At 71.4% G+C, this 25,570-nt stretch carries 30 protein-coding genes and 1 tRNA gene; 23 read left to right on the top strand and 8 right to left on the bottom strand.

The features are described 5' to 3' along the window. On the bottom strand, positions 1-244 hold a 244-nt coding region (locus CTKZ_RS22185), incomplete at its 3' end, for a hypothetical protein (protein WP_210766392.1). 34 nt (positions 245-278) lie between these two features. Between CTKZ_RS22185 and CTKZ_RS21500 the strand changes: the two genes are divergently transcribed. From CTKZ_RS21500 to CTKZ_RS09255, 11 genes are all read left to right on the top strand, one after another. Then, positions 279-722, top strand: a complete 444-nt coding sequence (locus CTKZ_RS21500; protein WP_160142862.1) for a hypothetical protein — start codon at positions 279-281, stop codon at positions 720-722. A 21-nt stretch (positions 723-743) separates the two neighbouring features. Further along, on the top strand, positions 744-1,127 hold the full coding sequence (gene rsfS, locus CTKZ_RS09300) for a ribosome silencing factor (RefSeq protein WP_124342691.1): 384 nt from the start codon (positions 744-746) through the stop codon (positions 1,125-1,127). Then, complete coding sequence (locus tag CTKZ_RS09295; protein WP_124342690.1) at positions 1,124-1,819, top strand: histidine phosphatase family protein; 696 nt, start codon at positions 1,124-1,126, stop codon at positions 1,817-1,819. Before rsfS ends, CTKZ_RS09295 begins: the two co-directional genes overlap by 4 nt. A 75-nt stretch (positions 1,820-1,894) precedes the next feature. Next, positions 1,895-1,967, top strand: a tRNA-Ala gene (locus CTKZ_RS09290). Between the two features lie 159 nt (positions 1,968-2,126). Next, positions 2,127-2,357: a helix-turn-helix transcriptional regulator gene (locus CTKZ_RS09285; protein WP_124342689.1), complete on the top strand. Its 231-nt coding sequence runs from the start codon at positions 2,127-2,129 to the stop codon at positions 2,355-2,357. Continuing rightward, complete coding sequence (locus CTKZ_RS09280; RefSeq protein ID WP_124342688.1) at positions 2,354-3,043, top strand: site-specific integrase; 690 nt, start codon at positions 2,354-2,356, stop codon at positions 3,041-3,043. Before CTKZ_RS09285 ends, CTKZ_RS09280 begins: the two co-directional genes overlap by 4 nt. 599 nt (positions 3,044-3,642) lie before the next feature. Continuing rightward, positions 3,643-4,815 (top strand): GTPase-associated system all-helical protein GASH, encoded by a 1,173-nt coding sequence (locus CTKZ_RS09275; RefSeq protein ID WP_124342687.1) that lies wholly within the window; start codon positions 3,643-3,645, stop codon positions 4,813-4,815. Next, a complete protein-coding gene (locus CTKZ_RS22445) occupies positions 4,812-5,780 on the top strand; it encodes a TRAFAC clade GTPase domain-containing protein (protein ID WP_235843415.1) in 969 nt (322 codons plus the stop codon). Before CTKZ_RS09275 ends, CTKZ_RS22445 begins: the two co-directional genes overlap by 4 nt. Continuing rightward, a complete protein-coding gene (locus CTKZ_RS09265; RefSeq protein ID WP_124342685.1) occupies positions 5,777-6,610 on the top strand; it encodes a TRAFAC clade GTPase domain-containing protein in 834 nt (277 codons plus the stop codon). Before CTKZ_RS22445 ends, CTKZ_RS09265 begins: the two co-directional genes overlap by 4 nt. Next, positions 6,607-9,066 carry a GAP1-N1 domain-containing protein gene (locus CTKZ_RS09260; protein ID WP_124342684.1) on the top strand — a complete coding sequence of 820 codons (2,460 nt, stop codon included), beginning with the start codon at positions 6,607-6,609 and terminating at the stop codon, positions 9,064-9,066. The genes CTKZ_RS09265 and CTKZ_RS09260 overlap by 4 nt, the downstream gene beginning before the upstream one ends. Beyond that, entirely contained in the window at positions 9,056-10,123 is a 1,068-nt protein-coding gene (locus CTKZ_RS09255) for a 5'-methylthioadenosine/S-adenosylhomocysteine nucleosidase family protein (RefSeq protein WP_124342683.1), read from the top strand. Before CTKZ_RS09260 ends, CTKZ_RS09255 begins: the two co-directional genes overlap by 11 nt. Positions 10,124-10,253: 130 nt before the next feature. Here CTKZ_RS09255 and CTKZ_RS22440 read toward each other — a convergent pair whose 3' ends face one another. Together CTKZ_RS22440 and CTKZ_RS09245 are read right to left on the bottom strand one after the other, a co-directional pair. Further along, complete coding sequence (locus CTKZ_RS22440) at positions 10,254-11,237, bottom strand: polyphosphate kinase 2 family protein (RefSeq protein WP_235843414.1); 984 nt, start codon at positions 11,235-11,237, stop codon at positions 10,254-10,256. 197 nt (positions 11,238-11,434) lie between these two features. Beyond that, positions 11,435-12,169, bottom strand: coding sequence for a phosphatase PAP2 family protein (locus tag CTKZ_RS09245; RefSeq protein ID WP_124342682.1), 735 nt, complete (start codon positions 12,167-12,169; stop codon positions 11,435-11,437). Positions 12,170-12,264: 95 nt separating this feature from the next. Here CTKZ_RS09245 and CTKZ_RS09240 point away from each other — a divergent pair, with 95 nt between their 5' ends. Beyond that, positions 12,265-13,155, top strand: coding sequence for an aldo/keto reductase (locus CTKZ_RS09240; RefSeq protein ID WP_124342681.1), 891 nt, complete (start codon positions 12,265-12,267; stop codon positions 13,153-13,155). A gap of 62 nt (positions 13,156-13,217) precedes the next feature. On the opposite strand, the gene CTKZ_RS09235 is transcribed toward CTKZ_RS09240, so the two are convergent. From CTKZ_RS09235 to CTKZ_RS09225, 3 genes are all read right to left on the bottom strand, one after another. Next, positions 13,218-13,556 (bottom strand): cupin domain-containing protein, encoded by a 339-nt coding sequence (locus tag CTKZ_RS09235; protein WP_124342680.1) that lies wholly within the window; start codon positions 13,554-13,556, stop codon positions 13,218-13,220. Between the two features lie 109 nt (positions 13,557-13,665). Next, positions 13,666-14,535, bottom strand: coding sequence for an NAD(P)H-hydrate dehydratase (locus tag CTKZ_RS09230; protein ID WP_124342679.1), 870 nt, complete (start codon positions 14,533-14,535; stop codon positions 13,666-13,668). Beyond that, a complete protein-coding gene (locus CTKZ_RS09225; RefSeq protein ID WP_235843413.1) occupies positions 14,519-15,379 on the bottom strand; it encodes a histidine phosphatase family protein in 861 nt (286 codons plus the stop codon). The genes CTKZ_RS09230 and CTKZ_RS09225 overlap by 17 nt, the downstream gene beginning before the upstream one ends. A 60-nt stretch (positions 15,380-15,439) precedes the next feature. Between CTKZ_RS09225 and CTKZ_RS09220 the strand changes: the two genes are divergently transcribed. Continuing rightward, positions 15,440-16,351, top strand: coding sequence for a hypothetical protein (locus CTKZ_RS09220; RefSeq protein ID WP_124342678.1), 912 nt, complete (start codon positions 15,440-15,442; stop codon positions 16,349-16,351). A gap of 53 nt (positions 16,352-16,404) precedes the next feature. Here the strand turns inward: CTKZ_RS09220 and CTKZ_RS09215 are convergent, their stop codons facing one another. Continuing rightward, a complete protein-coding gene (locus CTKZ_RS09215) occupies positions 16,405-17,160 on the bottom strand; it encodes a DeoR/GlpR family DNA-binding transcription regulator (RefSeq protein WP_124342677.1) in 756 nt (251 codons plus the stop codon). 64 nt (positions 17,161-17,224) lie between these two features. Here CTKZ_RS09215 and CTKZ_RS09210 point away from each other — a divergent pair, with 64 nt between their 5' ends. The 10 genes from CTKZ_RS09210 (at position 17,225) to CTKZ_RS09165 (ending at position 24,518) form a co-directional block, all read left to right on the top strand. Then, entirely contained in the window at positions 17,225-17,935 is a 711-nt protein-coding gene (locus CTKZ_RS09210; RefSeq protein ID WP_124342676.1) for an NUDIX domain-containing protein, read from the top strand. Between the two features lie 159 nt (positions 17,936-18,094). Further along, a complete protein-coding gene (locus CTKZ_RS09205; protein WP_124342675.1) occupies positions 18,095-18,598 on the top strand; it encodes a hypothetical protein in 504 nt (167 codons plus the stop codon). 4 nt (positions 18,599-18,602) lie between these two features. After that, the gene (locus tag CTKZ_RS09200; protein WP_124342674.1) at positions 18,603-19,877 is read left to right on the top strand and encodes a sensor histidine kinase; all 1,275 of its coding nucleotides are present in this window, start codon (positions 18,603-18,605) and stop codon (positions 19,875-19,877) included. Beyond that, positions 19,874-20,566 (top strand): response regulator, encoded by a 693-nt coding sequence (locus CTKZ_RS09195; RefSeq protein ID WP_124342673.1) that lies wholly within the window; start codon positions 19,874-19,876, stop codon positions 20,564-20,566. The genes CTKZ_RS09200 and CTKZ_RS09195 overlap by 4 nt, the downstream gene beginning before the upstream one ends. A gap of 219 nt (positions 20,567-20,785) precedes the next feature. After that, positions 20,786-21,118 carry a hypothetical protein gene (locus tag CTKZ_RS09190; RefSeq protein WP_124342672.1) on the top strand — a complete coding sequence of 111 codons (333 nt, stop codon included), beginning with the start codon at positions 20,786-20,788 and terminating at the stop codon, positions 21,116-21,118. A gap of 215 nt (positions 21,119-21,333) precedes the next feature. Beyond that, positions 21,334-22,227: a DUF2589 domain-containing protein gene (locus CTKZ_RS09185; RefSeq protein WP_124342671.1), complete on the top strand. Its 894-nt coding sequence runs from the start codon at positions 21,334-21,336 to the stop codon at positions 22,225-22,227. Between the two features lie 19 nt (positions 22,228-22,246). Next, positions 22,247-22,930: a hypothetical protein gene (locus CTKZ_RS09180; RefSeq protein ID WP_124342670.1), complete on the top strand. Its 684-nt coding sequence runs from the start codon at positions 22,247-22,249 to the stop codon at positions 22,928-22,930. A 3-nt stretch (positions 22,931-22,933) separates the two neighbouring features. Then, entirely contained in the window at positions 22,934-23,488 is a 555-nt protein-coding gene (locus tag CTKZ_RS09175) for a hypothetical protein (RefSeq protein ID WP_124342669.1), read from the top strand. Between the two features lie 113 nt (positions 23,489-23,601). Beyond that, positions 23,602-24,174, top strand: a complete 573-nt coding sequence (locus CTKZ_RS09170; RefSeq protein ID WP_124342668.1) for a peptidoglycan-binding domain-containing protein — start codon at positions 23,602-23,604, stop codon at positions 24,172-24,174. A 74-nt stretch (positions 24,175-24,248) separates the two neighbouring features. Next, entirely contained in the window at positions 24,249-24,518 is a 270-nt protein-coding gene (locus CTKZ_RS09165) for an HPr family phosphocarrier protein (protein WP_124342667.1), read from the top strand. A 108-nt stretch (positions 24,519-24,626) separates the two neighbouring features. Here CTKZ_RS09165 and CTKZ_RS09160 read toward each other — a convergent pair. Continuing rightward, on the bottom strand, positions 24,627-25,570 hold a 944-nt coding region (locus CTKZ_RS09160), incomplete at its 5' end, for a putative PEP-binding protein (protein WP_148090478.1).

The raw sequence follows: 25,570 nt of genomic DNA, 5'->3' as shown, positions 1-25,570 counted from the left end.
CGCCCGCACCCGCCCCGGCGGCGTCGTCGTGGCCCCAGCAGCCCGCGGGCTGGCCTGCACCGTCGCGTCCCGACCCGGCGGCTGCCACGCCGCCTGCCTCGTCGCCCGAGCGTCGGCCCGCGTCGGCAGCACCGGCCGACCCGCGCGCCGCCTCGTCGTCGTGGTCCGCCAGCTCCGCGTCGCAGACCGACCGGTCCGCGCCGTGGAGCCCGTCGCCGTCCGCCGCGTCGTGGAACCCGTCCACGTCCCGCACCGACGCCCGGCCCACCGGCCCCGAGGTGCCGCAGCAGCCGTCCGCGAGCCCGGGCTGGCCGTCCGCGACGTCGTCGGCGCCCGTCGCCGCACCGGGAGCGCCCGAGGGCTTGACCGCGGCCCCGGGTGGTCCCGCCACCGCCGTCCCCGGGTCCTGGGGCGGCGCGAGCGCCGCCGCCGGCGCCCCAGCAGGTCCGGTCGCCGGAGCCCCCTTCGGCAAGCGCTCCGACGCACCGGTTGCCGGCGCGACGCGCGTCGACGACCTGGACGAGGACGACGACGAGGACGAGGACGACGAGCGCCCCCGCCACCCGTACACGTGGCTGCACCTGATCGTGCTCGCGCTCGTCGCGTTCGTGCTCGGGTTCCTCATCGTGCTGCTGCTCAACAACGCCCGCGGCGAGGAGCCCGCTGCGAACGCGGCCCCGGCGGCGGACGCCACCCACGTGAGCGCCCCGCTCACCACCTGACCGAACCACCCGAGGAGTTCCGTGCCCGCGACCGAACGAGCCGTCGAGCTCGCCGTGGCGGCGGCCCGCGCCGCGTCCGACCTCAAGGCGCAGGAGATCATCGCGCTCGACGTCAGCGAGCAGCTCGTCCTGACCGACGTGTTCCTCATCGCCTCCGGCACCAACGAGCGGCAGGTCGGCGCGATCGTCGACGCCGTCGAGGAGGCGCTGTTCCACCTCGGCAGCAAGCCCGTGCGCCGCGAGGGCAAGGGGCAGGGCCGCTGGGTCCTCATCGACTTCGGCGACGTCGTCGTGCACGTCCAGCACGCCGAGGACCGCGTCTACTACGCGCTCGAGCGGCTCTGGAAGGACTGCCCGCTCATCGAGCTCCCCGCCGACGTGCACGGCGAGGGCAGCGAGGCGTGACCGCCGGACGCGTGCTGCTGTGGCGGCACGGGCGCACCGCCCACAACGCCTCCGCGCGCCTCCAGGGCCAGGTCGACATCCCGCTCGACGACGTCGGCCGCTGGCAGGCCCGCACGGCCGCCGCGCGGATGATCGCGCGGCACGAGCCGACGCGCATCGTGACGTCCGACCTCAGCCGTGCACACGACACCGCCGCGTACCTGGCGCGGTCCGCCGACCTCGAGCTCGTCGTCGACCCGCGCCTGCGCGAGCGCGGCTTCGGCATCTGGGAAGGCCTCACGGGCGACGAGATCGTCGCGTCGTGGCCCGACGAGTTCGCCGTCTGGCGGGCCGGGGGAGAGCCCGAGGGGGTCGGCGCCGAGACGCGCGCCGAGGTCGCCGACCGGGTCGCCCTCGCGGTCGCCGAGCACGCCGCCGCGCTCGGCCCTGCGGACACGCTCGTGATCGTGTCGCACGGGTCCGCGATCAGCTCGACCGTCGGCCGCCTGCTCGGGCTGGGGGACCGGCTGCACGCCTTCGCCGGGATGCTGAACGCGCACTGGACCGAGCTCGTCGCGACCACGCTCGACGGCGTGCCCGGCTGGCGGCTCACCGGCTACAACCTCGGCCCGACCGACGCGTCGACCGACTGGAACGCCGGCCCCGACCGCCGCGAGTCCGGTGCGGACGCCGAGACCCGCGACCCCGATTAGGAGATCGCCCGGGGTTCGTCCTAGACTCTCCGAGCGCCCGCAAGGGTGTGGGACCCGCTCCGGCGGGTTCGGAACGGGGCTGTGGCGCAGCTGGTAGCGCACCTGCATGGCATGCAGGGGGTCAGGGGTTCGAGTCCCCTCAGCTCCACCGAAGTAGCAGGTCAGAGGCCACGTCGGGATCCTGAACACAGGAGCAGACGTGGCCACTCGACATTTAGTCGACACTTATCGGTTCGGCATCGGCCGAACCACCCTCCCGCTCGGGCGCTCTCGTCGCGCCTTGGAGCAGCGGCGCACACCTGGTCCCATGGACACCACCGTGACGCCCCTGGCCGAGCCGACCCTCACGATCAACGAGCTCGCCGACCTTCTGTCAGTCCGTCCGCAGGCGCTGTACGACCTGCGCTCCCAGGGTCGCGGTCCGCGCGGGTTCCGGGTCGGACGACAGCTGCGGTTCCGCCGCAGCGAGGTCGAGGCGTGGATCGCGGACATGGAGGACGCCGACGCCCGCCGGCACCACTCGGCGGGGCGCACATGATGCGCGGACGCCCTCGCACGGCCATCGGCACCTACGGCGAGATCGCCGTCACCGACCTTGGCGGCCGTTACCGGGCCTTCACGCGCTACCGGGACATCGACGGGCGGCTCCGCAGCGTCACGGCTGTCGGCCGCACCTCGCGCGCAGCCCAGGCGACGCTCAAGCAGCGCCTGGTCGAGCGCCCGGGCTACGGGAGCGGGGGAGTGCTGAGCGTCTCCAGCGGGTTCGACGAGCTGTGCGCGCTCTGGCTGGCCGACCTCGAGGTGCGCGAGATCTCCGAGGGCACCAAGGACAACTATCGCGACGACCTGCGCCTGCACGTGCGCCCGGCGTTCGAGGCCTACACCCTGGGGGAGATCACCACCGGGCGCGTCGAGTGGTTCCTCAAGACCCAGTCCGCGATCTCCTGGTCACGCGCCAAGCACACCCGCACGCTGCTCAACCAGATGTTCGCCTTCGCCCTGCGGCACGACGCGATCGCTCGCAACCCCGTGGAGGGCACCTCGGCGCTGACCCGCCCCAAGCGCACCGTGCACGCCCTGACCCTTGAGCAGGTGCAGGCGCTCCGCGCCGCCGCCGCGGCCTGGCGCACCGGGATCGAGCCAGTGACACGGCCGTGTCCGCGACCTGGGACTGTGTCCAGGACGCACGCCGGCGTGCCCACACTCGTCGGAGCGAGGCGCTGATGGCGGTCACCGTCACCGATCCGCGGAGGAGGAGGTCGCGCGGTTGGCGTATGCAACGTGGCGTACGCCTGGTTCTCTCATCAACCCGGCCGGTGCAATCTCGAAGTGGCATCGATGTGCGCGGCCAGCGCGACGATGCAGACTCGAGGCTTCGATCCATGCTCGAGAGCCGCAGATCCTCGGAAGAGATTTTGAGCCGTGGTCGATCCGGTCGAACGGGCATCCACTGCGCTATGGCGTTGAAACCGGTGTGCACCAGACCGTCACGGACAAATCCGTCGAAGTTCGAAATCGAGGAATGGCACGCGGGGAGCAGCTCCGTCTGCCACCGTGCAGTGACGACGGCGCCGAGTAGGGCTCGAATACTCCTGTCACAGGCATTGCGCTGCCGCGGTCGACGTGGTCGACGGAGAGGTACCTGCCGAGTGAGTGAAGAGGAAGGCGACCGGCTCACGAACCCGACGGCCCAGACGATCCCGAGCCAACGGCACGGGTGACATCTGCGGTTCGGCCTTCAGGTGTGGGCCAAGTGTCCGAGCGGGTTGCTAACGTGTTGGACGTCACCGACCGAGTCGAAGAGCACGACACATTGGAGACTGATGGATCTGATTGGTGAGCTTCTGCAGCGGAGGCTCCTGACCGAGATCGGTGAGGGGGAAGAGCGGCTGACGATGGTGCGCGGTGCTGCCCTCTCGCTCAGCAAGCGCTTCGAAGGCGACTTGCGTTCCCTAGTGCCGCACGCCGTCGTCGCTGCGGTTGATGAAGACTGCGGCGCCGAATCCGACCCTCTCGCGCAGGCATACCAGGAGCTAGCCGCGCAATGGGAGACTGTTCGGAACGCCTTCGACGAGCCGCCGCTGTCGCTGCTTCGCGCGATCACGCTTGCGGCCGTCGCGACAGCGGCCGAGAACGACTCGAACGTTCTCGCCGCCGGTTGGTATTCGCTGCGCACCGCGCTGGAGGAACTCCCGGTGGGCAGTTGGGCTGAGCCGCTGAGCGACCTGGCGAAGACGTGGGACGACGCGGTGTGGAAACGCGTGGAGGGGGCTTGGTCTCCGGTCTCGGTGTCGTCGAAGGTGACGATGCCCTCCGTGTCGAAGTTCGACGACGACCGAATCAAGGTGTCCGCGGCAGCATTGCGCGAGGAAGCAGCAAACTTCGTCTCTTCGGGCAACTGGAATACGTTCGCATCGACACTGATGTCCGGGTATACAGCTCACGTCGACTCGCTCGTGAGCGTGTCGGAGGTTGCCGCTGCGGCCGCCCTCCGCCGGTCGAACGAAGACCTTCGAGCGTTCGCAGGTGAGCTCGGCAGGAAGTTGCGCGAGATCCTCGCGGCACAGGAGAACGCCATTGAATCGACGCGCCTGCGCGGCGAACTACTGTGGTGGCAGCGCACAGCGTTCAGCCCGACGCGTCGAGTCGGGTACTCCGATCTCAAGCCGGCCGAGGTAACCGTCGTCGCGGCCTATGACCTGCACCTCCTCATGCCCGAGGTCGCGCCGCTGGCGGCCGAGCACCTGCTTTCCGGGGTGGTCACGGAGGCGAGCGGAAATGCGGAGATCTCCATCGAGGGCTTGGCGCCCGCGGCCGGTAACTTGCCCGCCGGTAGCGAGCACACTCCAGCACTCGTGCTTGACGCCGCTCAGTCCGAGGCAAGGACCCAGCTGCTGGCACGGGAGAGTGAAATCAAGGCCGGTCGAGCCGCGGTCCTGCTGTTTAGGGACCTCCAGGCTCGACGGCTCAGCGGCCTTGGTTCCGACAAATCATGACAGCGACGGCGGGAGGGGTCGCCTGCAGCCGTGAGAACTGCTACGCCCCTGACACTGGCTGCATCCTAGGCAACGTTGCGGGCTGCGAGCACCTAACTGCCCCAGTACCCAGGGCCGCTTCGGCGCCAGAGCAGGAAGTGGCGCCGGGTCAGCGACTCCCATGGTCTGGTCTCGCGCTCGGCCTCACCGATGCGTTCTCAGTCGCTGCCCTCGGCCGGCCGCATGTGATCGGTGTAGTGGGGGCAGCTGGTTCCGGCAAGACCACCCTGCTCGCCGCTCATTGGATCGCTGCTCGACGGGGACTGGGCGTGTTCAGTCGGTCGTTCGCGGGGTCGTACACCCTGATGGGTTGGCAGCACATCGCGCGACACCTGCAGTGGCAGCCGGTTGGCTCGGGTTTCCCGCCGCACACGTCGTCATCCGACGATCGCTCTCCTGCGCTCCTGCACGTCGCGTACTCAAACCCAAAGGCTCCCGCGGATGGCGCCCGCAGGCGTCACGTTCTACTCACTGACGCGCCGGGTGAGTGGTTCTCCCGTTGGGCCGAGGAACCCGCGCTTGCCGAAGGTGCTCAGTGGGTGGCCGACCACGCAGACGCGTTCTTGCTCCTCGCTGACGGCGACGCGCTTCGCGGTGAGGAGCGTGGTCAGGCTCGCGCGAACTACCAGTCGCTCGCGATTCGGCTTAAGACGGCTGCGACAGGACGGCCCGTGATTCCGGTTCTCGCGAAGGCCGACGTCGGTGTCCCTGAAAATATTCGGGAAGCGATTGATAAAGTCAATCGAAAGTACTTCGGGGCGGAGGCCCTGCGGGTCTCAGCTCATGACCCGGGAAACTTTGCATCCATCGTCGAACCGATCGATCTGGCAATCGATGCCGCGTTCCGCGCCAGATACGCAAGCACCGGTGAGCCGGGTAGATGGATGCGTCAGATGGCGGTGCATCTGCGGGGAGTGCGTCGATGAAGACCAGCGGTCAGGTGCTCGTGCTCGGCGGCCCGGACGCTGGCAAGTCTACGTACCTGCTCCAGTTGTACGGTCGTGTATTCGATGGTGATGGCCAGGTGCAGCTTCGCGGAGCAGTTGACTCAATGGTCGCAATCAAGGATGGGCTCACCCGCCTTGCCAGCGGTCGCCCCGCCGGGCACACGGCTAACGGCACCGAGACCAGCCTCACCCTCCCGCTCGTCGACAACGAGACCGGCCGTGAGTGGGACATCACCGTTCCCGACTATGCAGGTGAAGATCTGCGTCGCGTCGGTGATGCGTTACGCCTGCCAGACCGGTGGCGCGATCTAGCAGCGACGAGCGACCACTGGGTCGTCATGGTTCGCCTCTCGCTGTACCCCGACATGCCTGACCTGGTCAGCCGACCCGTCGGCTTACTCGCGAGCGCTTCGCCCGAGCCTCCCACTGGTGCGGACGCTCAGCGAATGCCCATCGACATGTTTCTTGTTGATCTCTTACAACTCCTTAAGCATGGTCGAGCCCAGCTAGGAGTGGTCAGCGATCTGCGTGTCACCGTCGTGCTGTCATGCTGGGACGAGCTCGGCCACGCCGATGGGACAATGCCTTCACAGATCGTGCACAACCAACTGGCCCTCCTCGACTCGTACTGCACAACGACCTTTGGCAGCGGCTACCGGGTGTTGGGTCTCTCCGCGCAGGGCCGTGCGCTGACCGACGCAGATCCTGCCGTCGAGTTCATCGATCAAGGGCCGGGCGCCATGGGCTGGCTGGTGTTGGAGGATGGAACACACGATCCCGACCTCACTAAGTTGATCGCGGCGGAATGACTCAATTTCACCTCGCGCGCTTCGGCAATAAGTCCGGCGCGCACGACCTCCTTGGACACAGCGGCGTAGAGGGCTCGGTCCTAACCGCCATCGTGTGGCGGACAGACGCTCCGGCTCTCAGTGAGGGACTAGGTCTTGAGCCGTTCGTCTCCGCCTATCGACTGAACGACAATTTCATCGTCGGATCCACCGTCGTCGATCTCGAGGCCGACCGCGCCGGCATGGTCGTCACCACCGCAGCCGTCGTTCCCATTGCAGCGGCCGAAATGCTGGACGTCGACACCCTCTGGAGCACTATCAACGGATCTGTCTCGGTCGAGAGTCCCCTCGACGCTGCCCGGTTCGTTCTCGGCGCTGCTGAACCGTGCCTGCACACCCACCCTGCTGGCGCGAAGGCGGCAGCGTCAGCGCTCATAGCGAAGGGTCAAGTCGTCTGGGCAGGCAAGGGGTTTCGAGATGCGGTCACATGCTTATGGGCCCACCTGCGCCCCGAGGATCGGACCCGACTAGTTGTCGGCGCAGCCGCGCACCCAGACCGGATCTCCGTTCCGAACGAACGGGAGTCCCTTCGGTTTATCAAGACCGCTGCGAGCGTCCTCCCGCGGTGGGCGGGCTGGCCGACGGCGTCGAGCGACTCGGCCGAGGTGGCGGACCCGGTCCGCGATGCCATGTTTGGAGACGACGGTGGCATCGCGGATGGGCTTGCGATCCAGCTCGGCCTCGGCCGTGTTCAGTTCGCCTCCTGGCGTCACCTCGCTGCCGCCGCAACACTCCTCGACCGCTTACCGACATTGGACCACGAAGCCGCCCGAGCACTGCTTCAACTGCTTGGTCTTCTACAACCTGACCCTGAGAAGGGTGTCGGATTGAAGGACGCGGGCATGGAGCACCTCTCGAGCTTGACCGCACTTGCATCCTTCGTCGACGTGCGAGGACTTCGTGGCCTTCCGTGGCATGCATATAGAAGTGGGGTACGTCGCCGGCTTTTCGACATCTGGGCCACAGCAACCGTGCCCGACAGGTCCCGCACCGCCGAGGTGATCGCTGCCGCGACGTCGCTGCAGTCCGAACCGAGCGACGCTTTTCTCGCTGAACTGGGCTCGGCCACATCAGCAGCCATCGAAGATGTCCATTTGGAGCGGCTTGTGGCGGCGACGTTGACCATGACGGACGGTCCGGATGCCTTGACCTGGTTCGTCAACGCAAGGACCCCCCATGCCATCGACTACGCCATTCTCTCAAGCTTTTCCGCCGGCACTCCGGTACCAGAATGGCTGAGAACCTCCGCCCAGGAGCTACGGCTCCCGATAGGGCACGCTTTTTCCGTGCCGGCCACGGACCCAGTCGCCGCGTGGAGAGAGCAGCTCGCGCTCCTGCCGCGCGACGAGTCCGCGGACGACATCCTCGCCGCTCGGACCGGCGAGGCCGGCGTTGTCACCGCTGCTGTCGCGTTGGGAGACAGCAAACTCTTGGAGCGTGCGGCCCGCCTCGCCGTCGCCGACCCGTCCCTGCTGGGTGACGGCGACGTCAATGACGTCAGCTTCCGCACGTTGTGGTTCGCGGTCGCCAGGGCTGGAGGCGATCCGTGGGCATCGGTCCGCCCCGCTGACGCGGTTGTACCGCTTCTCGACCTCATTCTCGCAGGGGAGCATGTCGAACCCCGGGCGCTGGAGTCGCTTTCACGGACGACGTCCGCAAGTATTGCCACGTACTCGCGCCGCTCGTCAGTCTGGTCCAAGCTTCCCTCGACTGCAGTTGTCGGGTTCAAGGAGGCGACCGCGCAGACGATCGCCAGGTCGTTCAGGCCCGGTGGCGAAGTTATCGAGCAGCCGTTGGTCGCGGCAATTCTTTCGTCGGACCTCCTCGCCTCTGTGTCCCGGGAATCCGCAACTCAGGCCCTCATCCTTCTGTCGTGCATCCGGGAAGCCACCGCTTACAATGCCATCATCGTCATCGAAAACGCAACCTTCACCACATCGGAACAAGCAACGCTGGGCAACCTGGTTCGCACGCGCGGCTGGCGGCTAGCCGCCGAGCGCATCGTCGCGCTGAGCGGTGTCCGCGCCGACCTGACGCGCGCGGCAGCGACTGTGGACAGCATGTTCGGGTTCTTCGACCGGTTGGCTAAGTACGTGAAATCGGGAAGCCCAGTCCTCCCCAAGGTTACCAGGAGCGAGATCCTGGATGCACTGACTACCGTCGCTGCCCAGTTGTATAAGCAAGGCCCCTTGACCGACGCGGTGTGGGATCGAGCCGGTGGTGATGACGCCGACCTCGTTTCTGGCAAGACCGGACGTTTGATCTGGGGCCGTGCACTCCAAGACGTCTTGGCCGGGCGTAAAGGGGCGCCGTCGCTCAGCGATCTCCTAGCGACCATGCTCAAGGACTACCCGAGTAACCAACAGCTTTTGGCACTAAGTAAGACCATCGAGAACGGACCGAAAGATGACCGCTAACGATATCGACGTCCTCGTTGTGACCGCCCTGAAACTCGAGAGGCTCGCCGTTCGCAGTCATCTCACCGATATTGCCACCGAGACCTACTCCGGGCTTGCGGCTGACATCGGTACGAGCCTGACCAGCCCGGGACAACGGATCGCAGTTATCGAGACCGGTCCGGGGAACGTCGATGCGGGCATCTTTGCCACAAGGGCCGAGGAATCGTTCCGTCCGAAGTGTGTCGTCATGTTCGGAGTCGCTGGTGGTGTCAAGGATGTTGCAATCGGCGACGTTGTAGCCTCGCGAAAGATCTACTGGGTCGAAGCCGGCAAAGCGGCCAACCAATTCAGGTCCCGACCAGAGTTCGCCCCGGTAAGTCCTTCGCTCCTCCAACTCGCGCGCGCGGTCTCAGCGGACAACTCGTGGCAGGCGCGCATAAAGAGCGACGGCGGAGTGTGGCCGGCGACCGGTCGCATGCCAGAAGCTTTCGTGGGGCCTATCGTCGTCGGCGAGAAGGTGGTGGTCGACGATCGGGCCGAAGTTGCCCAGATTATCGCCGAAACGTTCTCCGACGCGATCGCCGTCGACATGGAGGATTTCGGTGCCCTGCGCGGCGGTACGACCAACGAACGCAGTAAGGCCATTGCCATCCGGGGTATCTCCGATCTCATGGCGCATAAAGCCGATGCGGATGCTGGTGGCTCCCAGCCTCTGGCTGCGGCCAATGGTGCAGCATTTCTCTTCGATCTCCTCGACCGGCTTGCCAACAGCACAACGGTCGCGGGAGCGGAAGCGACCGCACCACCTATTAGCGACCAGATCAACCGGTTCGTGTCCGTGGCCAGGAAGCTGTACCCGGCCGGACCGCAACAGGACGCGCTTTGGGAGCGGGCCGGTGGTGACGCTTCTCGGCTGAACCTGGAAGGTGGAGGCGCCACCAGATGGTGGCATGCAATCCAACTGATTGAGAACGGCGGCGGCGGAAGCATCACCATCGACACGTTGCTTGCTCAGATGCGCGAGGACTTCACGAATAGCGACGATCTCGACGGGCTCGTCAACGGCCGGAGCTGATCGGTCCGGATGCGGCCGTCCGAGGGGGACTGTGCGGGCTCCGCCGTGCACCGGAGACTCATCCGGAGCTCGGCGTGTCGAGCGGGCGCGAGCGCAGTGCGAGATCCGTGACGGCCGGACCGGCGTGCGGCTAATGCGTTCGACGACCCGCTATCGCAAGCACCATGCGGCGTACCCCACGCCAGAGCAAGACGCCAGCGACCAGCAGCATGACGAGAGCGCCGCCCAAGAGGAGCGCGACGGATGCACCTTGGAGGAGGAGCGAGATGTGACCTGCCCACTCGTCCGAAGGCAACGCCGAGTCAATGACCATCAGGAGCCAGCCTGCGAAGACTGTCGCGGTGGCGATGAGCCAGACGCCGTTCGCCGAGAGGCCCTCTCGCCGACGGTCCAGCCACCGCTGCACGTCTTCGTCGATCTGGGCGCGAAGGTTGTCCCGAGCGGCGCCCTCCGGCATCCGCGCGTGGATGTCCAGGCTGCGGCCGATCGAAGCATGAGCTCGTCCGTCGCGTGTGAGTGGGGCGCGGGGTGACCACAGCTTCGTGACGTGGGTGCCGGAGTCGACCAGCGCCTTCTCGAACCACGGCGCCTGGCCCATGAACGTCTGGTACTCGTCCTCGGTGCAGAAGCCCATGACCCGTTCGACGCCCGCGCGGTTGTACCAGGAGCGGTCGAACATGACGATCTCGCCGGCGGTCGGCAGGTGCTGCGTGTACCGCTGGAAGTACCACTGGCCGCGCTCGCGGTCGCTCGGCTTCCCGAGCGCGACGACCCGCGACGTGCGGGGGTTGAGGTGCTCGGTGAACCGCTTGATCGTGCCGCCCTTGCCGGCGGCGTCGCGGCCCTCGAACAGGATGATCGCGCGCTTGTCGTTGTCCTCGAGCCAGTACTGGAACTTCAGCAGCTCGACCTGGAGGCGGTACTTCTCGAGCTCGTAGTCGTCGCGGTCCATGAGCTCCGGATACGGGTAGCCCTCGCGCCAGGTGTAGACCGGGTTGCCCTGCGGGTCGATGAGGTCGGGGTCCGGCGTGTGGCCGTCCCGGACGGTGTAACCGCTGTCGCGCAGGTACTCGATGTACTCGCGCAGGTCGCGAGGCGGGTCGGCGACGGACATGGGGGCTCCTCGGTTCTGCTGCGCGGGACGCCGACGACGGCGCCTCTCTCGAAGTCTGCGGTCCGGGAGCCGCCACGGCACTCCCGTGCCGTGCCCCGCGCGACACCCGCGCCCTGGCGAAGGATCGCAGCGCCGCCGACGGATGGGAGGGATCGACGGCCCGTCGTGCTCGACGCGGGCAGGGCTCGCCCGCACGGTCATGACGGGACCGGGAGCGCCTCCGGTTGCCGGCGGAGCGTGTGCCACCGGTCCACGACGACGACGCCCCCGAGGACGGCGATCGCGAGCGCGACGGCGGCGACGACGTCCGTGAGGAAGTGGTACCCGAGGTACAGGCGGCTCAGCGCCACCACCGAGGTGCCGACGACGGTCAGCACGCTCCAGGCCACGACGCGCGGGACGGTCGGTGTGCGGCTGCACACGAGGTACCCGGCGACCAGGAGGAACGTCGCCGTCCCGATGGTGTGCCCGGAGGGGAACGACGCCGTCGTCTCCGCGCCCGGCACGAACATGGTCTCCGCGGGCGGTCGCTCGCGTCCGACCAGGCCCTTGACCGCCAGGCTGATGAGCGTCGAGGCGATCATCGCCCCGGCGAGGAGCAGGGGCCGCCACCACTCGCGTCGGACCAGGCCCCACACCACGCACGCGACCAGCACGACGACCGGCAGGACCGTCGGCCCCGTGACGAACGTGATGGCGGCCAGGACGGACGTCCACCCGGTGCTGCGGTGGGTGACCAGCCACTCCAGCACGGGCTGGTCGAGGTCCCACAGGTCGTCCTTCTCCCGGACGCCGTCGAGCACCGCGAGGAACACCCAGAGCCCGGCGACGACGAGCAGGATCCCCGGCAGGAGCGCCCACAGGACGGGTCGAGCGCGGAGCGCGGCGAACCACGAGGTCCTCGGCGGTGCGAGAGGAGGATCTTCCGACATGCACCGACGCTAACCGCGCGGCGACGACCCGACGACCGCACGAGCACACCGACGTCCCCCGAGCCGAGCCGCCGGGCGCAGGGCAGCATGGACGCGTGCACACGCGACAGCTCGGCCCGTTCCACGTCAGCCCCGTCGGACTGGGCGCGATGCCCCTGTCCATGAACGACGACAAGGCGTACCCGAGCGAGGACGACGCGATCGCGACGATCCACGCCGCTCTCGACGCAGGTGTGACGCTGATCGACACCGCGGACATCTACGCCCCGTCGTGGGATGCCATGGGCCACAACGAGCGCCTGGTGGGCCAGGCGCTGCGTACGTGGGGCGGCGGCACGAGCGACGTCGTGATCGCGACCAAGGGCGGCATCACCCGCGGGCGGGGGGAGTCGTGGGGGCGCGACGGCTCGCTCGCGTACCTCCAGGGTGCGGTCGAGAAGTCCCTGCGGAACCTCGGGGTCGAGACGATCGACCTGTACCAATACCACCGCCCGGACCGGTGGATGGTCTACGGCGAGGTCATGGAGAACCTCCTGGAGCTCCAGAAGCAGGGCAAGGTGCGGGCGCTGGGGATCTCGAACGCGAGCGTCGAGGAGATCCAGATCGCCGAGCGGGTGCTGGGGGAGGGCAACCTCGCGAGCGTCCAGAACGAGTTCTCGCCGCGGCACCCGGGCAGCTACGGCGAGCTGAAGCACTGCGAGAGCCGCGGGATCGCCTTCCTGCCGTGGAGCCCGCTCGGCGGCACGGGTGGCGGTGCGCGTGCGGTCGGCGAGCGGTTCGCGGTCTTCGCGGAGCTCGCCGAGCAGCACGGGGTCAGTCCGCAGCGCGTCGTGCTGGCCTGGGAGCTCGCGCTGAGCGACCGTCTCATCGCCATCCCGGGTGCGCGGCGCGCCGCGTCGATCCAGGACTCGGTCCAGGCGGCCGTCCTCGCGCTCGCGGAGGACGAGGTGGCCCGCTGCTCGCGCGCGCTCGGTCTCGACGCGTGACGTCCGAGTGTCGTGACCCCGCCACCCTGGCAGCGTGACGCCGAGCGGCGCCGCGGTGCCCGTCAGGTCAGGGGCGTGAGCGTCCCCGCGACACCGGTGGGCAGCAGGAACCAGCCGACGAACTCGGCACCCTCGTCGGTCGCGTCGAAGCCGCCGATGCGCTCGTCGCCCGGCTCGTAGAAGACGTCGCCCGCGCGGAGCCGGACGACGGGCCCGTCGCCGACCCGGAAGTCGACAGAGCCTGCCGTCACGATCCCGAACACGGGGCCGTTGTGCGTGTGCGGGCCCGCGACGAGCCCGGGCGCGAGCGTGATGCGTCGGACCTCGACGTGCCCGGTGCGGAACTCCTCGGGGAGCTCGTGGTCGGCCAGGAGGACGCGGGTGACGGGCGCATCGGTCATGGATGCATCATCGCAGTTCAGGGCCGATGCGGGACCGCGTGACAAGCCTCAGGCAGGCCGACCCCGCGCGACGCCCTCATGGACCCGCAGGGTCGGCCGTCGTCGTGGCTCAGGGCGACAGGTCGGTGAGCAGCGCGGGCAGCTCGTCGAGGAGCTCGCGTGCGAGGTAGCCGGTGCGCCCGACGCGGACCGCGAGGCGGTCGTCCGCGGTGGCGTGCAGGTGCGTGGCCCAGCACGCGGCCTGGGCGAGGTCGGCGCCCCGGCCGAGCAGCCCGACGAGCGCGCCGGCGAGCACGTCGCCGCTCCCCGAGGTCGCGAGCCCGGGCGTCCCGGTCGAGACCTCCCACCGGCCGCCGTCGGGTGCGCCGATGCGTCCCTGGCACGTGACGACGGCGCCGTAACGCTTCGCGACGCGGTCCGCCGCGGTGTCGTCGAGGTCGTCGTCGGGGACGCCGAGCAGCCGCGCGGCCTCCGTGGTGTTCGGCGTCAGGACGAGGCGGCCGCGCAGCTGCTCCGCGATGTCCGGGAGGTCGGCGAGGACGCCGAGGGCGTAGGCGTCGAGCAGGACCGGCGTCGACCGCCGGACCAGCGGCACGAGCGCGGTGAGCAGGGCCGAGGTGCGGTCGGCGTCGTCGAGGCCCGGACCGACGAGCACGGCGTCGGCGGCGCGCAGGTCGTCGGCGACGACGTCGAGCCCGGTGCCCTCGACCGAGCCCTGCTCGGTCTCGGGAAGCCCGACGACACCTGACTCGGGCAGCGCGACGGCGAGCGGGACCGCGACGGACCGGGCGACCGCGAGCGTGAGCCGACCGGCACCCACCCGCAAGGCCGCGGTGCCCGCGAGCAGCACGGCGCCGGGCGTCGTGCGCGCACCGCCGACGACGACGACCTGGCCGCGCCCGTACTTCGAGCCGGCGAGCGACGGCAGCGCCCACTCGCGCAGGAGTCGCGGCGTGACGGGCTCAGTGCGGGTGGGCATCGGTGTCTCCCGGGTGCGTCGTGGCAGGCGTCCCCTGCGTGCGGAGGTGGGCGTCGTCGTTGAACGCGGTGAGCTCCCACCGCGGAGGTCCGGGGCGGCGGCTCGGCTGCCGGACGAGCCGGGTCACGGCCGCGTTTTGGACGGGGCTGCGGCGGCCGAGGTCGAGCACCTCCGTCTCGGTGAGGCGCTCGCAGACGTACCGGACGGTCATGAGGACGGCGTCGTGCGCGACCACGAGGACGCGGCGGTCCGCCTCCCACCGGTCCAGGTCGCCGAGGAACGACCGGACCCGCAGGGTCAGGTCCGCCCACGACTCGCCCCCCGGCGGCCGGTAGGAGAACTTGCCGAGGTGCCGGCGGCGTGCAGCCTCGGCGGGGAACCGCGCGTCGACGCCGGTGCTCGTGAGCAGGTCGAGGATGCCGAGCTCACGGTCGCGCAGGCGCTCGTCCTGCTGCACGGGCAGGTCGAGCCCCGCCGCCTCGAGCGCGATCGTCGCGGTCTGCACGGCGCGCACGTACGGCGACACCCACACGACGTCCGGGCCGGTCGTGCGCGACGCGTCCGCGAGCCAGCTGCCCAGCGCGGCGGCCTGCTCCGCGCCGAGCGCGGACAGCGGGGTGTCCGCGTCGCGCGTGTCGAGGTCGATGACCTCCTGGCCGGCACGCTGGGCGGCAGACGCCGCGACGTTGCCGACGCTCTCCCCGTGCCGGACGAGCATCAGCTCGGTGACGCCTCTGGCGGTGTGCCCGTCGTCGCGGCTCACGCGCTCCCGGTCCTGGTGCGGCGCCGTCCAGTGCTCCATGAGCGTGCTCACCTCTCGTCGTCGCGCGGGCGGTGTGGACATCGTGGAACGCCTCGCGCCGATCCGCCACGGCAGCCCGGGCCTCCCTGGTACGGTCCGCCGGTGGCTGTGGGGAACCGTCGGGACGTCGTCGTCGCCGCGCTGATCACGCTCGTCGTGCCGGGTGGTGTGGCCGTCGTGGGCCTGGCCGTCGTCGCGCTGCTCGCGAACCGCCCGTCGGTCGGCTGGGAAGGGCTCGGGCTCGTCCTGCTCGGGATGGGCGTCACGGCGGTGCTGGGCGTGGTCGCCCTCGTCGTGACCGCGTCGGTCGCCTTCCGCAGTCTCCCGCCGGGGGAGCGCTGGCGCCCTGCGCTCGCCGCGGTGCTCGGTGCGCTCGTCGCGGCCGCGGCGCTGAGTCGCGCGCCGGGAGGGCCGGTCGCCCAGCTGTGCCTGCTGAGCCTGCCCGTGCTGCTGCCGCTCGTCGTGACAGGGCACGCGCGCTGGCGGTGGGTCGCGATCGTCGTGGGCGCGGTCGTGCTGCTCGGGCTGGGCGACACCGCGCTGCAGCGCTGGCAGCGCGGCGACGAGCGGCGGACCGAGCTGCAGCGGTTCGACGGTGCGCTGCCGCTGACGGACGGCACCTCGGTCGACAGCCCGTTGCCCGGCGGGTGGTCCTACCTGACGACGCGGTGGCCGTACCCCGGGTCGGACCTCGACCTCACGATGCAGTGGCGGCGCGGGGCCGGCACAGCCGACGAGGCGAACTACGTCGTCGACGTGAGCACGGACCGGACGGACTGCGCGCCGCTGGGCTCCGAGCCGACGTGCACGGTGATCGGTCACGGGGAGCACGGCACCGTCACGCTCCGCGACAACGCCACGCGGTACGTCTTCGTCCGCGTCGGCGACGTCGAGTGGCGCGTCGACACCACGTACGTCGACGAGCAGGACGCCGTCGCCGTGCTCGACCGGCTCGAGCCCGTCGAGGTGCAGGACTTCCTCCGCGTCGCGCAGGAGGCGGAGACGCTGGGCTGACGCCTGGTCCGCGCGCGTGTCGTGACCGCTCGCGAGCGCCGCGTGGCGGCCCGTCAGGCGGGGAGCAGCGCGATGCCCGCGCGCCGGAGCTCCACGAGCGTCGGGTCGTCGTCCGCGACGTCGGTGACGACGCCCGCGACCTCGTCGAGCGGCAGGACCGCGAAACGCGACGCGGCGCCGACCTTCTCCGCGCTGGCCAGGGCGAACGTGTCGGCGGCGCGACGCGCCAGGGCGCGCTTCATGGCGGCCTCGTCCGCGTCGCCCGTGGTGAGCCCGGCCGTGTGGTGCACGCCCGTGACGCCGAGGAGGAAGACGTCCGCCGTGACGCGCTCCGCCGCCTCGACGGCCGCGGCACCGCACGCGACCCCCGAGTGCTTGAACAGTCGGCCGCCCAGCACGACCACCTCGACACGCGGGTGCTCGACCAGCGCTGCCGCGACGCCCGGGCTGTGCGTCACGATCGTGGCGTCCAGGTCGGGCGGCAACGCCCGGGCGACCGCGAGCGTGGTGGTGCCGCCGTCGAGGATCGCGGTGCAGCCGGGGGTGACGAGCCGTGCGGCCGCGGAGGCGACGCGGTCCTTGCTCGCGACGCTCACTCCTCTGCGGCTCGCGAGGTCGCCGACGGCGGGGGACGCCGGGAGCGCGCCGCCGTAGACGCGCTGGCACAGGCCGGCCTGCGCGAGGTCGCGCAGGTCCCGCCGGACGGTGTCGGGTGACAGCCCGAGCTCGGCGGCGAGGTCCTTGGCGACGATGCGACCGTCGCGGTGGAGCCTGTCGAGCAGGACGTCACGACGTTGTGCGGTGAGCATGCGGCCTCCCGGTGCTGCACGTTCTTTCTTGTTCTTGCCGAGTGTTGCACGTACTGTCGCACACATGCCCCCTGCGACATCGACCACGACCACGACCACCTCCACGCCGTCGCCCGCGCAGCCCGGGACCCGGGTCCCGGACCACCGTGGCCGCACCGACCTCGACCGCACCGGACTCGACCTCACGGGCAACCCTCGCGTCCGCGTGGTCGCGGTGGAGCTGCTCGCCGCCGCCTGGCACGTGCTGCGCCGGACGACGTTCGACTACCGCGGCGCCGACGGGCGGTGGGTGCGGCAGCAGCGTGAGACGTACGACCGCGGCAACGGGGCGACCGTCCTCCTGTACGACCCCGACCGTGCGACGGTGCTCCTCACGCGGCAGTTCCGCTTCCCCGTCTACGTCAACGGCCACCCGGACGGGATGCTCCTCGAGGCCGCCGCCGGCCTGCTCGACGACGACGACCCCGAGACGGCGATCCGCCGCGAGGCGCAGGAGGAGACGGGTGTGCAGGTCGGGGCGCTCGAGCGGGTCTTCGACGCCTGGATGAGCCCGGGCTCGGTCACCGAGCGCCTGCACTTCTGGGCCGCGCCCTACACGCCCGCGCAGCGCACGGGTGCCGGCGGCGGCGTCGCCGCGGAGGGCGAGGACATCGAGGTCGTCGAGCTGCCCTTCGCGGACGCGCTCGCCATGACGCTGACCGGGGAGGTCGCCGACGCGAAGACGATCATGCTGCTGCAGTGGGCGGCGCTGCACGGCCCGTTCCGCACCCGCTGACGGGCCGCGTGCCCGCAGGCTGTCGCGCCCCGGCGGGCCAGAGGCGCCGCAGCGTGTGACCTGGGTCACACCAGCGGTACCATCGAGCCGACGCGCGGACCGGTCCCGGCGGGTGCTGGTGCTCCCGGGCCGTCGACGACGTGACGGGGGGCTGTCGGCATGAGCACCGGACCCGGCGACGCGACGTTCCCTCCCGTGGAGCTCGTCGTCGAGGAGGACCAGGTCGCGCACGGCGTGCTCGTCGCCAGCCCGGACCAGCAGCTGGTGGCGGTGTTCGCGCCGTGGCCCACGGTTCCGCGGGGGAGCCGGATCCGCCTGCGACGTCCCGACGCCGGGACCTGGCTGACGCCGGTCGAGGTGACGGTCGGGTACCCGGAGGGTGCGGCGCCGGCGGGCAGCCTGGGTCTGGTGGTCGTGCAGGAACCGCCCGGTGCCGTGCCCACGCTCGGCAAGGTCGCCGAAGGGCTGGTGCACGAGCTGCTCGACGGCCCGGCGCCGAGCTGGAGCAGCGTGCTCGCCGAGGTCGGCGTCGAGGCGTCACCGCCCGCGGGCGAGGTGACCGCGCCGCGCGACGACCCGACGGCCAGGCCCGCCGTCGCGGTGACACCGGGCCCCGCACCGACGCAGTTCAGCTGGATCTGCCAGATCTTCCGGTGGGACTGAGCCCGTGCTGCGGTCGCGGTGGCGGCAAGGCGGCCGGTGGCAGGTCGGTGCCGCACCGCTGCGGCCGCCGGCGCCGGCGCCGAGCCGTGGCGACGTCCTGCTCGCGGTCCTCGTCGTGGGGATCGACACGGTGCTGTTCACGCGCCTGACGGAGGCGCCGACCGACCGTGCGTGGGTCCTGCTCGACCCGGTCCCGCTGTGGCTCGTGGTCGCGGCGGGGGCGGCGGCGGTCCCGGTGCTCTCGTTCCGGCGTCGCGCGCCCGTGGCCGTGTGCGTCACGCTGGCCGCCTGGGCGGTGCTCCTCACCGTGACGGTCGGCTCCCGGCCGCTGCTGACCCTGCTCGTCGCGCTGTACACGGCGGCCGCGGCCGTGCCGCTCGCACCGGCGGTCGCGTGCCTCGGGGCGGTGCTCGCGGCGCACGGCGTCGCGGCGACCTCCGAGGCGCTGTCGGTGGGCGGCGCGCGGCCCGTGCTCGTCGTGGTCGCCGTCATGACCGTGTTCACGCTGCTCGACACCACCGCCTTCGGCGTCGGGCGGTGGGTCGCGGCGTCGAGGGCGCGCGCGGTCGAGCTCGTGCGCTCCGGTGAGGCGCTCGCGGCCGCGACGGTGACCGCCGAGCGGCTGCGGATCGCCCGGGAGCTGCACGACGTCGTCGCGCACGCCGTCACCGTGATGGTGCTGCAGACCACCGGCGCACACCGGGTGCTGGTGGGGGAGGCGCCGCGCACGTCGCCGGAGGTCCTCGACGCGCTCTCGTCGGTCGAGGCGGTCGGAAAGCAGGCGATGAGCGAGCTGCGCCGCCTTCTGGAGGTCCTGCGGACGGTCGCGGACGAGGTCGACGCGGCGGAGCCCGGACCCGGGCCGGACGGGACGGGCACCTCGCCGGGTCTGTCGCGCGTGCCGGCGCTCGTGCAGGAGATCCGCGCGACCGGCGTGTCCGTCGCGGTGTCGACGACGGGCACCGCGGGACCGCTCGACCCCAGCGTGGACCTCACCGCGTACCGGATCATCCAGGAGTCGCTCACCAACGTGACGCGGCACGCGGGCCCCGGCACGACGGCGACGGTGCGCTGCGCGTGGGACGACGGCGCGCTCGTCCTCGACATCACCGACGACGGCGCCGGGACGCCGGTCCACGCCACGCGAGGGCTGTCGAGCGGGTTCGGCTTCGTCGGCCTCCGCGAGCGCGTCAAGCTCGTCGGCGGCAGCCTCGACGTCGGGCCCGCGTCGGCGAGCGGGTACCGGGTGCACGCCGTCCTGCCCGCGGAGCCCCGGTGACCGTCCGGGTGCTGCTCGCCGACGACGAGGCGCTCGTGCGCACGGGCATCGCGCTGATCCTGCGGGACGCGGAGGGCATCGAGACCGTCGGGTTCGCGGCCGACGGTCGCGAGGCGGTGGAGCAGACCCGCGCGCTGCGGCCCGACGTCGTCCTCGTCGACGTGCGCATGCCGGTCCTCGACGGCGTCGAGGCCACCCGGCGCATCGTCGAGCACGCGTCCGACTCCGGGACCGACTGCGCGGTCCTCGTCCTGTCGACGTTCCACGTCGACGAGGCCGTGCGCGGGGCGCTGCGGGCGGGCGCCTCGGGGTTCGTGCTCAAGGACGCCGCACCCGACGAGCTGGTGTCGGCGATCCGTGCGGTCGCGGCGGGCGAGGCGTGGCTGGACCCGGCCGTCGCGCGGGGGCTGCTCGACGAGTTCAAAGGCCGGCCGGACAGCACGCGTGCGACGACGGGCGACCTGGCGCGGCTGACCCCTCGGGAGTGCGAGGTCCTGGTCCTCGTGGCGCACGGGCTGTCGAACACCGAGATCGCCGAGCACCTCGTGATCAGCGAGGGCACCGTCAAGACGCACGTCAACCGGCTCTTCGCGAAGCTCGGCGTCGGCAACCGGGCCCAGGCGGTCGTCGCGGCCTACCGTGGCGGCCTCGTCGCGCCGGACGAGCCGCCGCCTCCCGTGCGTCGTTGACGCGCCCGCCGGGCGGTCGTCCCCCCGTGGGTGCACGACGCCGTTCGGCTGCTGCCCGGGGAGGACGCCGGATGTCCGGCGACGGGCCGACGACCCGCTCGGATGCGCGGACCTACCGTCTGGCGAATCGGACCTCGGGCTCGCCCGTCGTCCGTCATCGGGAGCCCGTCGTCCATCCCCGACGTGGGGTGCGGGAGCCCGAGGAGGGGGAAGAACACCGTGCACACGAAGGAATCGAGGCGCAGGGGCCACCGGTTCGCCCGGGTCCTGCCCACCGTCGCCGTCACCGCCGCGGCGCTCCTGGTCGGAGCGGCCGGCGCCGAGGCGTCGACGCCTCAGAACGTCCCCACGGCGACCGTGACCGGGGCGCGCACCGCGTCGCCGGTCGTCGCCACGGGGACCACGTCGGCCGTGCGGACGGCGAGCACCTGGGAGTTCGCGGGGTACTACCCCGACCCGCTCCTGTGCCACCTCTCCGGGATCGCCTCGGGCCGCCCCTACACCTGCAACTTCATCTTCGTCGGCTGGACCCTGTGGCTCCGCACGAGCTGAGCATCGGGCCGAGCACCACCGAGCACCGCCGCGGGACGCGCGTCCGTCCCGCGGCGGTGCTCGGTCGTGCGGCGGGTATCGCCACGGTCGCACCCTGATCGCCGGCTGCACCCCGGGGCGTACGTCGCGGACACCCCGTGGGCTGGACGACGACGCGCGAGCAGATCCCGAGACTCGACGTGTCCGATTCGTCCCTCTCGTCAAGGAGAACTCCCATGCCCACGCCCGGAGACGAGCTGTCGAGCATCAACTTCGAGTCGATGCTCGGCGGCCCCCTGGTCGCCGTGGTCCGCGCGCAGTCGCAGGCCGCGATGAGCACCGTCAGCTTCATCAAGGAGGTCGGCTTCAAGAAGACCGGCACCGAGCAGGACCCCGCGGCCGCGTCGACGGGCGAGCCGATCTACGTGTCCTTCAAGTACCCGAAGGAGGTCGCGCCCTACGTGCCCGCCGTCGGCAACGGCAACGGGCAGGTCGGGTCGATCACGGTCACGAACGCCGGCAGCGGTTACGTGCAGGCGCCGACCGTCACGGTGAGCGCCCCGGGCGGCGGCGGCACGACCGCGACGGCCACGGCCACCGTCGCGAACGGCGCGATCACGGGGATCACGATCACCACCGCCGGGAGCGGCTACACCGCCGACCCGACCGTCCGGATCACGGCGGCGGCGAACGACCCGGGCACCGGCGGTGCGGCCACGGCGACGGCGAACCGGCCGGCGCAACCCGCGCAGATCCAGCAGATGCAGCTCGAGGTGCCGATCCTCACCATGCTGCCCATCCCGTACATCCGGGTGGAGAGCACGAGCATCGACTTCAACGCCAAGATCAACTCCGTCGAGTACACCAAGACGGACGAGTCGATCAAGGTCGACGGCTCGCTCGAGGTGGGCGCCAAGTGGGCCTGGGGCTCGGCGACCCTCAAGGTCAGCGCCGCGTACCAGCGCACCACGCAGACCGGCACCAACGTGGAGCGCACGTACTCGCTCGCGGTCCGCATCTCCGCCGTCCAGGACGAGATGCCGGCCGGCATGGAGCGGCTGCTCGGCATCCTCGAGGACGCGATCACGGCGCAGCCGACGTCGGCACCCGCCCCGCTGACCGTGCGCTGACGCGGACGGAGGGACGACGATGGCCTACCTCGGCGACTTCCTGGGCGCGCTGAACCGTGAGATCGCCCTCGCCCGCGTCCAGGGGGACGTCGAGGCGGTCAGGGTCGCGGACCTGTACGCGCACGACCCGCTGCTCCAGCACTTCCCGGTGCCACGGTTCCGGCTGCCCACGCTGACGATCCGTGTCCCGGTCGCCGTCGAGCGGCTCGACGGGGTCACCGCCGGGACCGTGGGCGGGGTCCTCGACGGGTCACGCCTGCGGCCCGCGTTCCAGACCGTGCTCGACGACGAGCTCGCCGCGCTCGGGGCGACGCTGCCCGACGACACGCGACGCGAGCTCGACCGGGTCGTCGGTGCGCGCATCGACGCGCTCGTCGCCGGTGACGTCGACCTCGTCGGGGAGCGAGCCGTGGCCGAGGACCTCGCGTCCGTGGCCACGGCGGCCCTGCCGGAGAGGGTTCTGCTGGGGCGCCTGGGCACGACCGCCGACGACCTGCGGGCGCGCCTGCGGGAGCGGCTCCGGGTCGCCCTCGTCCAGGCTCGCGTCCAGCCGCCACGCCTCGAGGTGCTGGTGGCCGACGCCCAGCTGCGCGAGGCCGGCGACCACCTCCTCGAGCTGAGCCTCACGCTCACCGAGGAGGCCGTCGAGTGGACGGTCGTCGAGCAGGCCGGCGGCGACGCGCCACGCCTGGTCCCGGAGTAGACGATGCTTCGCCTGCTGCAGCACGAGGAGCTCCAGGGTCTGCTCCTGGAGGCCGCCGACGTCCTCGACCGGTTCCACGCGCGGGCGGCGGACTTCGAGCCGGCCGTCGACCGCTGGCTGGTCCGGGTCGAGGAGGCCCTGCGTCAGAACCGCCTGCCGCTGAGCTCGCGCGTCGCCGCGGCGCGCGCCGAGCTCGTCGCCGCCCGGTCCGCGCGGGTCGGCCCCGACGGCGGCTCCGCGACGCGCGAACGGCGGTCCGCCCGACAGGCTCGGGCGGTCGCCGTCGTGAAGCGGGTGGTCGAGGACCTGGACGTCGAGCTCTCGGCGTCGCGGCGGCGGTTCTCCGACGCCGAGGACGTCGCCCGCAACGTCCTGGCCGTCGGCGCGGCGACCGGCGTCCTCGGGCCGTCCGCCGCCGACGGGTCCCCGTCCGAGGCGCTGCGCGCACTGCGCGACGACCCCCGCACCGCCGGGGGCGTCGTGCAGCTCCACGGGCTCGTCGGGCGGCAGGACGCGCTCATGGTCCTGGGACGCCGCCTCGTCGACCTGCAGACCTGACGTCGGGTCGGTACGGCCGCCGCGGCGGGACGACCGGCACGAACAACACGACCGACACGACCGGCACGACCGGCACGACCGGCACGACCGACAGGACCGAGAGGAGCGGGACCGTGCCCGCCAAGTCGAACCTCAGCGGTGCCACGTGGTGGCGCCAGCACAACGCGCGCTTCCCGAACAGCCGGGACCTGGCGGACCTCGCGCCGGACTTCCGGTACCGGGTCGGCCGGTTCGTCGACGCACTGCGCTGGGGGGAGGCGTCCGTCGTCGTCAGCAGCACCCTGCGGCACCCGAGCCGCGCGTACCTCATGCACTACGCGTGGCGTGTCGCGCACGGTCAGGTCGCGGCCGAGGACGTCCCGCCCCGATCCGGGGTCGACATCGACTGGGTGCACGAGAGCGAGAAGGCCTCGCGGGACGCGGCGATGGAGATGGTGCAGCTCGCGCGCATGGCGCACGTCGCGAGCCTGACGTCGAACCACACGCGCGGCACCGCGATCGACATGACGATCACCTGGACAGGCACCCTGCTGCTGAAGCTGCCGGGGTCGGGCAACCTCTGGGAGATCCCGGACCGGCCGCGCACGGGCGCGGGCAACACCGAGCTGCACCGGCTCGGCGCCGACCTGTTCCGTGTCCACAAGCTCGCGTCGGATCCTCCGCACTGGTCGCACGACGGGCACTGACGCTCCCGGCCTGGACCATCATGGTCTAGACCAGTAGCCTGCCGGTGTCATCGTCGACCGCCAGGAGGCAGGCCATGCAGCGTTCCGTCGTCGTCGCGATCGAGGAGGGCCTGCACGCCCGGCCCGCCGCGCTCTTCGTCGCGGAGGCCGCGCGACAGCCCGCACCGGTGACCATCGCGAAGGACGGGTCGAAGCCCGCACCGGCACGTTCGATCCTGTCCGTCATCACGCTGGGCGTGTGCGCGGGTGACGAGGTGACCCTCGCGACCGAGGCCGACGACGACGAGGCAGCCGCCTCGCTCGACGCCCTCGAGACCTTCCTCAGCCGCGCCGCCGTGAGCTGACCACGCGAGCCGACCGGTGAGCTGACCTCGCGGGCCGACCACGCGAGCTGACCACTGACGAAGGCCGGGGCGGCGTCCCGCACGACGCCGCCCCGACCCAGTTCGGCGTCAGAGCCCGAGGTCGTCGAGCAGGGGCAGCCGGGCTCGCACGGCCTCCCGCGCGGCGTCGGCCCCGTCGGCCGCGAGGGCGACCTCAGCGAGCTCACGGCACTGCGCCGCCGTCACGCTCGCGAGCACCGCGCCGACCTCGGGCAGCGCGCGCGGGGTCATGGACAGCGACGACACGCCGAGGCCGACCAGGACGGGCGCGAGGGCCGGGTCCGCCGCCGCCTCGCCGCACACCCCGACCGGACGGTCGCGGAGCAGGCCGCCCGCGCACGTGGCGGCGACGAGGTCGAGCACGGCGGGCTGCCAGGACGTCGACAGCCGGGCCAGGCGCGCGAGCTCACGGTCGGCCGCCATCGCGTACTGCGTGAGGTCGTTGGTGCCGATGCTCGCGAACGTCGCGTGGGCCAGCAGGTCCCGTGCCCGCAGCGCCGCCGACGGCACCTCGACCATGACGCCTGCCTGCGCGAGCCCGTGCGCCGCGCAGCGCTCGACGAAGTCGCGCGCCTCGTCGGCGGTCGCGACCATCGGCGCCATGACCCGCACGTGCGCGTCGGACTCCCGGGCGGCCGCGGCGATCGCGGCGAGCTGGTCGTCGAGGACCCGCGGGTGCTCCCATGACGTGCGCAGCCCGCGGACCCCCAGCGCGGGGTTCGGCTCGTCGGGCGCGGTGACGAACGGGAGCGGCTTGTCGGCGCCCGCGTCGAGCGTGCGCACCACGACCCTGCGGCCCGGGAACGCCGCGAGCACCTGCCGGTAGGCGGCGACCTGCTCGTCGATCCCGGGCGCGGCGGTCCGGCCGAGGAAGCCCAGCTCGGTGCGCAGCAGGCCCACGCCCTCGGCACCGGCTGCCGCGGCGGCCGCGGCGCCCGCGGGGTCGGCGACGTTGGCGAGCAGCGCGACGGGCAGCCCGTCGGCGGTCGCGCCAGCTGCGGACAGGCGCGTCG

The sequence above is a fragment of the Cellulomonas algicola genome (genome assembly GCF_003851725.1).
GTDB classification, from domain to species: domain Bacteria; phylum Actinomycetota; class Actinomycetes; order Actinomycetales; family Cellulomonadaceae; genus Cellulomonas; species Cellulomonas algicola.
This window is presented reverse-complemented; position numbering and strand designations above follow the sequence as displayed.

Bases quoted from the DNA above. Each gene is read 5' to 3' on its own strand.
- CTKZ_RS09285 (WP_124342689.1), top strand. From the start codon at position 2,127: ATGGACACCACCGTGACGCCCCTGGCCGAGCCGACCCTCACGATCAAC.
- CTKZ_RS09280 (WP_124342688.1), top strand. From the start codon at position 2,354: ATGATGCGCGGACGCCCTCGCACGGCCATCGGCACCTACGGCGAGATC.
- CTKZ_RS09275 (WP_124342687.1), top strand. From the start codon at position 3,643: ATGGATCTGATTGGTGAGCTTCTGCAGCGGAGGCTCCTGACCGAGATC.
- CTKZ_RS22445 (WP_235843415.1), top strand. From the start codon at position 4,812: ATGACAGCGACGGCGGGAGGGGTCGCCTGCAGCCGTGAGAACTGCTAC.
- CTKZ_RS09265 (WP_124342685.1), top strand. From the start codon at position 5,777: ATGAAGACCAGCGGTCAGGTGCTCGTGCTCGGCGGCCCGGACGCTGGC.
- CTKZ_RS09260 (WP_124342684.1), top strand. From the start codon at position 6,607: ATGACTCAATTTCACCTCGCGCGCTTCGGCAATAAGTCCGGCGCGCAC.
- CTKZ_RS09255 (WP_124342683.1), top strand. From the start codon at position 9,056: ATGACCGCTAACGATATCGACGTCCTCGTTGTGACCGCCCTGAAACTC.
- CTKZ_RS22440 (WP_235843414.1), bottom strand. From the start codon at position 11,237: ATGTCCGTCGCCGACCCGCCTCGCGACCTGCGCGAGTACATCGAGTAC.
- CTKZ_RS09245 (WP_124342682.1), bottom strand. From the start codon at position 12,169: ATGTCGGAAGATCCTCCTCTCGCACCGCCGAGGACCTCGTGGTTCGCC.
- CTKZ_RS09235 (WP_124342680.1), bottom strand. From the start codon at position 13,556: ATGACCGATGCGCCCGTCACCCGCGTCCTCCTGGCCGACCACGAGCTC.
- CTKZ_RS09230 (WP_124342679.1), bottom strand. From the start codon at position 14,535: ATGCCCACCCGCACTGAGCCCGTCACGCCGCGACTCCTGCGCGAGTGG.
- CTKZ_RS09225 (WP_235843413.1), bottom strand. From the start codon at position 15,379: ATGTCCACACCGCCCGCGCGACGACGAGAGGTGAGCACGCTCATGGAG.
- CTKZ_RS09215 (WP_124342677.1), bottom strand. From the start codon at position 17,160: ATGCTCACCGCACAACGTCGTGACGTCCTGCTCGACAGGCTCCACCGC.
- CTKZ_RS09210 (WP_124342676.1), top strand. From the start codon at position 17,225: ATGCCCCCTGCGACATCGACCACGACCACGACCACCTCCACGCCGTCG.
- CTKZ_RS09205 (WP_124342675.1), top strand. From the start codon at position 18,095: ATGAGCACCGGACCCGGCGACGCGACGTTCCCTCCCGTGGAGCTCGTC.
- CTKZ_RS09185 (WP_124342671.1), top strand. From the start codon at position 21,334: ATGCCCACGCCCGGAGACGAGCTGTCGAGCATCAACTTCGAGTCGATG.
- CTKZ_RS09180 (WP_124342670.1), top strand. From the start codon at position 22,247: ATGGCCTACCTCGGCGACTTCCTGGGCGCGCTGAACCGTGAGATCGCC.
- CTKZ_RS09175 (WP_124342669.1), top strand. From the start codon at position 22,934: ATGCTTCGCCTGCTGCAGCACGAGGAGCTCCAGGGTCTGCTCCTGGAG.
- CTKZ_RS09165 (WP_124342667.1), top strand. From the start codon at position 24,249: ATGCAGCGTTCCGTCGTCGTCGCGATCGAGGAGGGCCTGCACGCCCGG.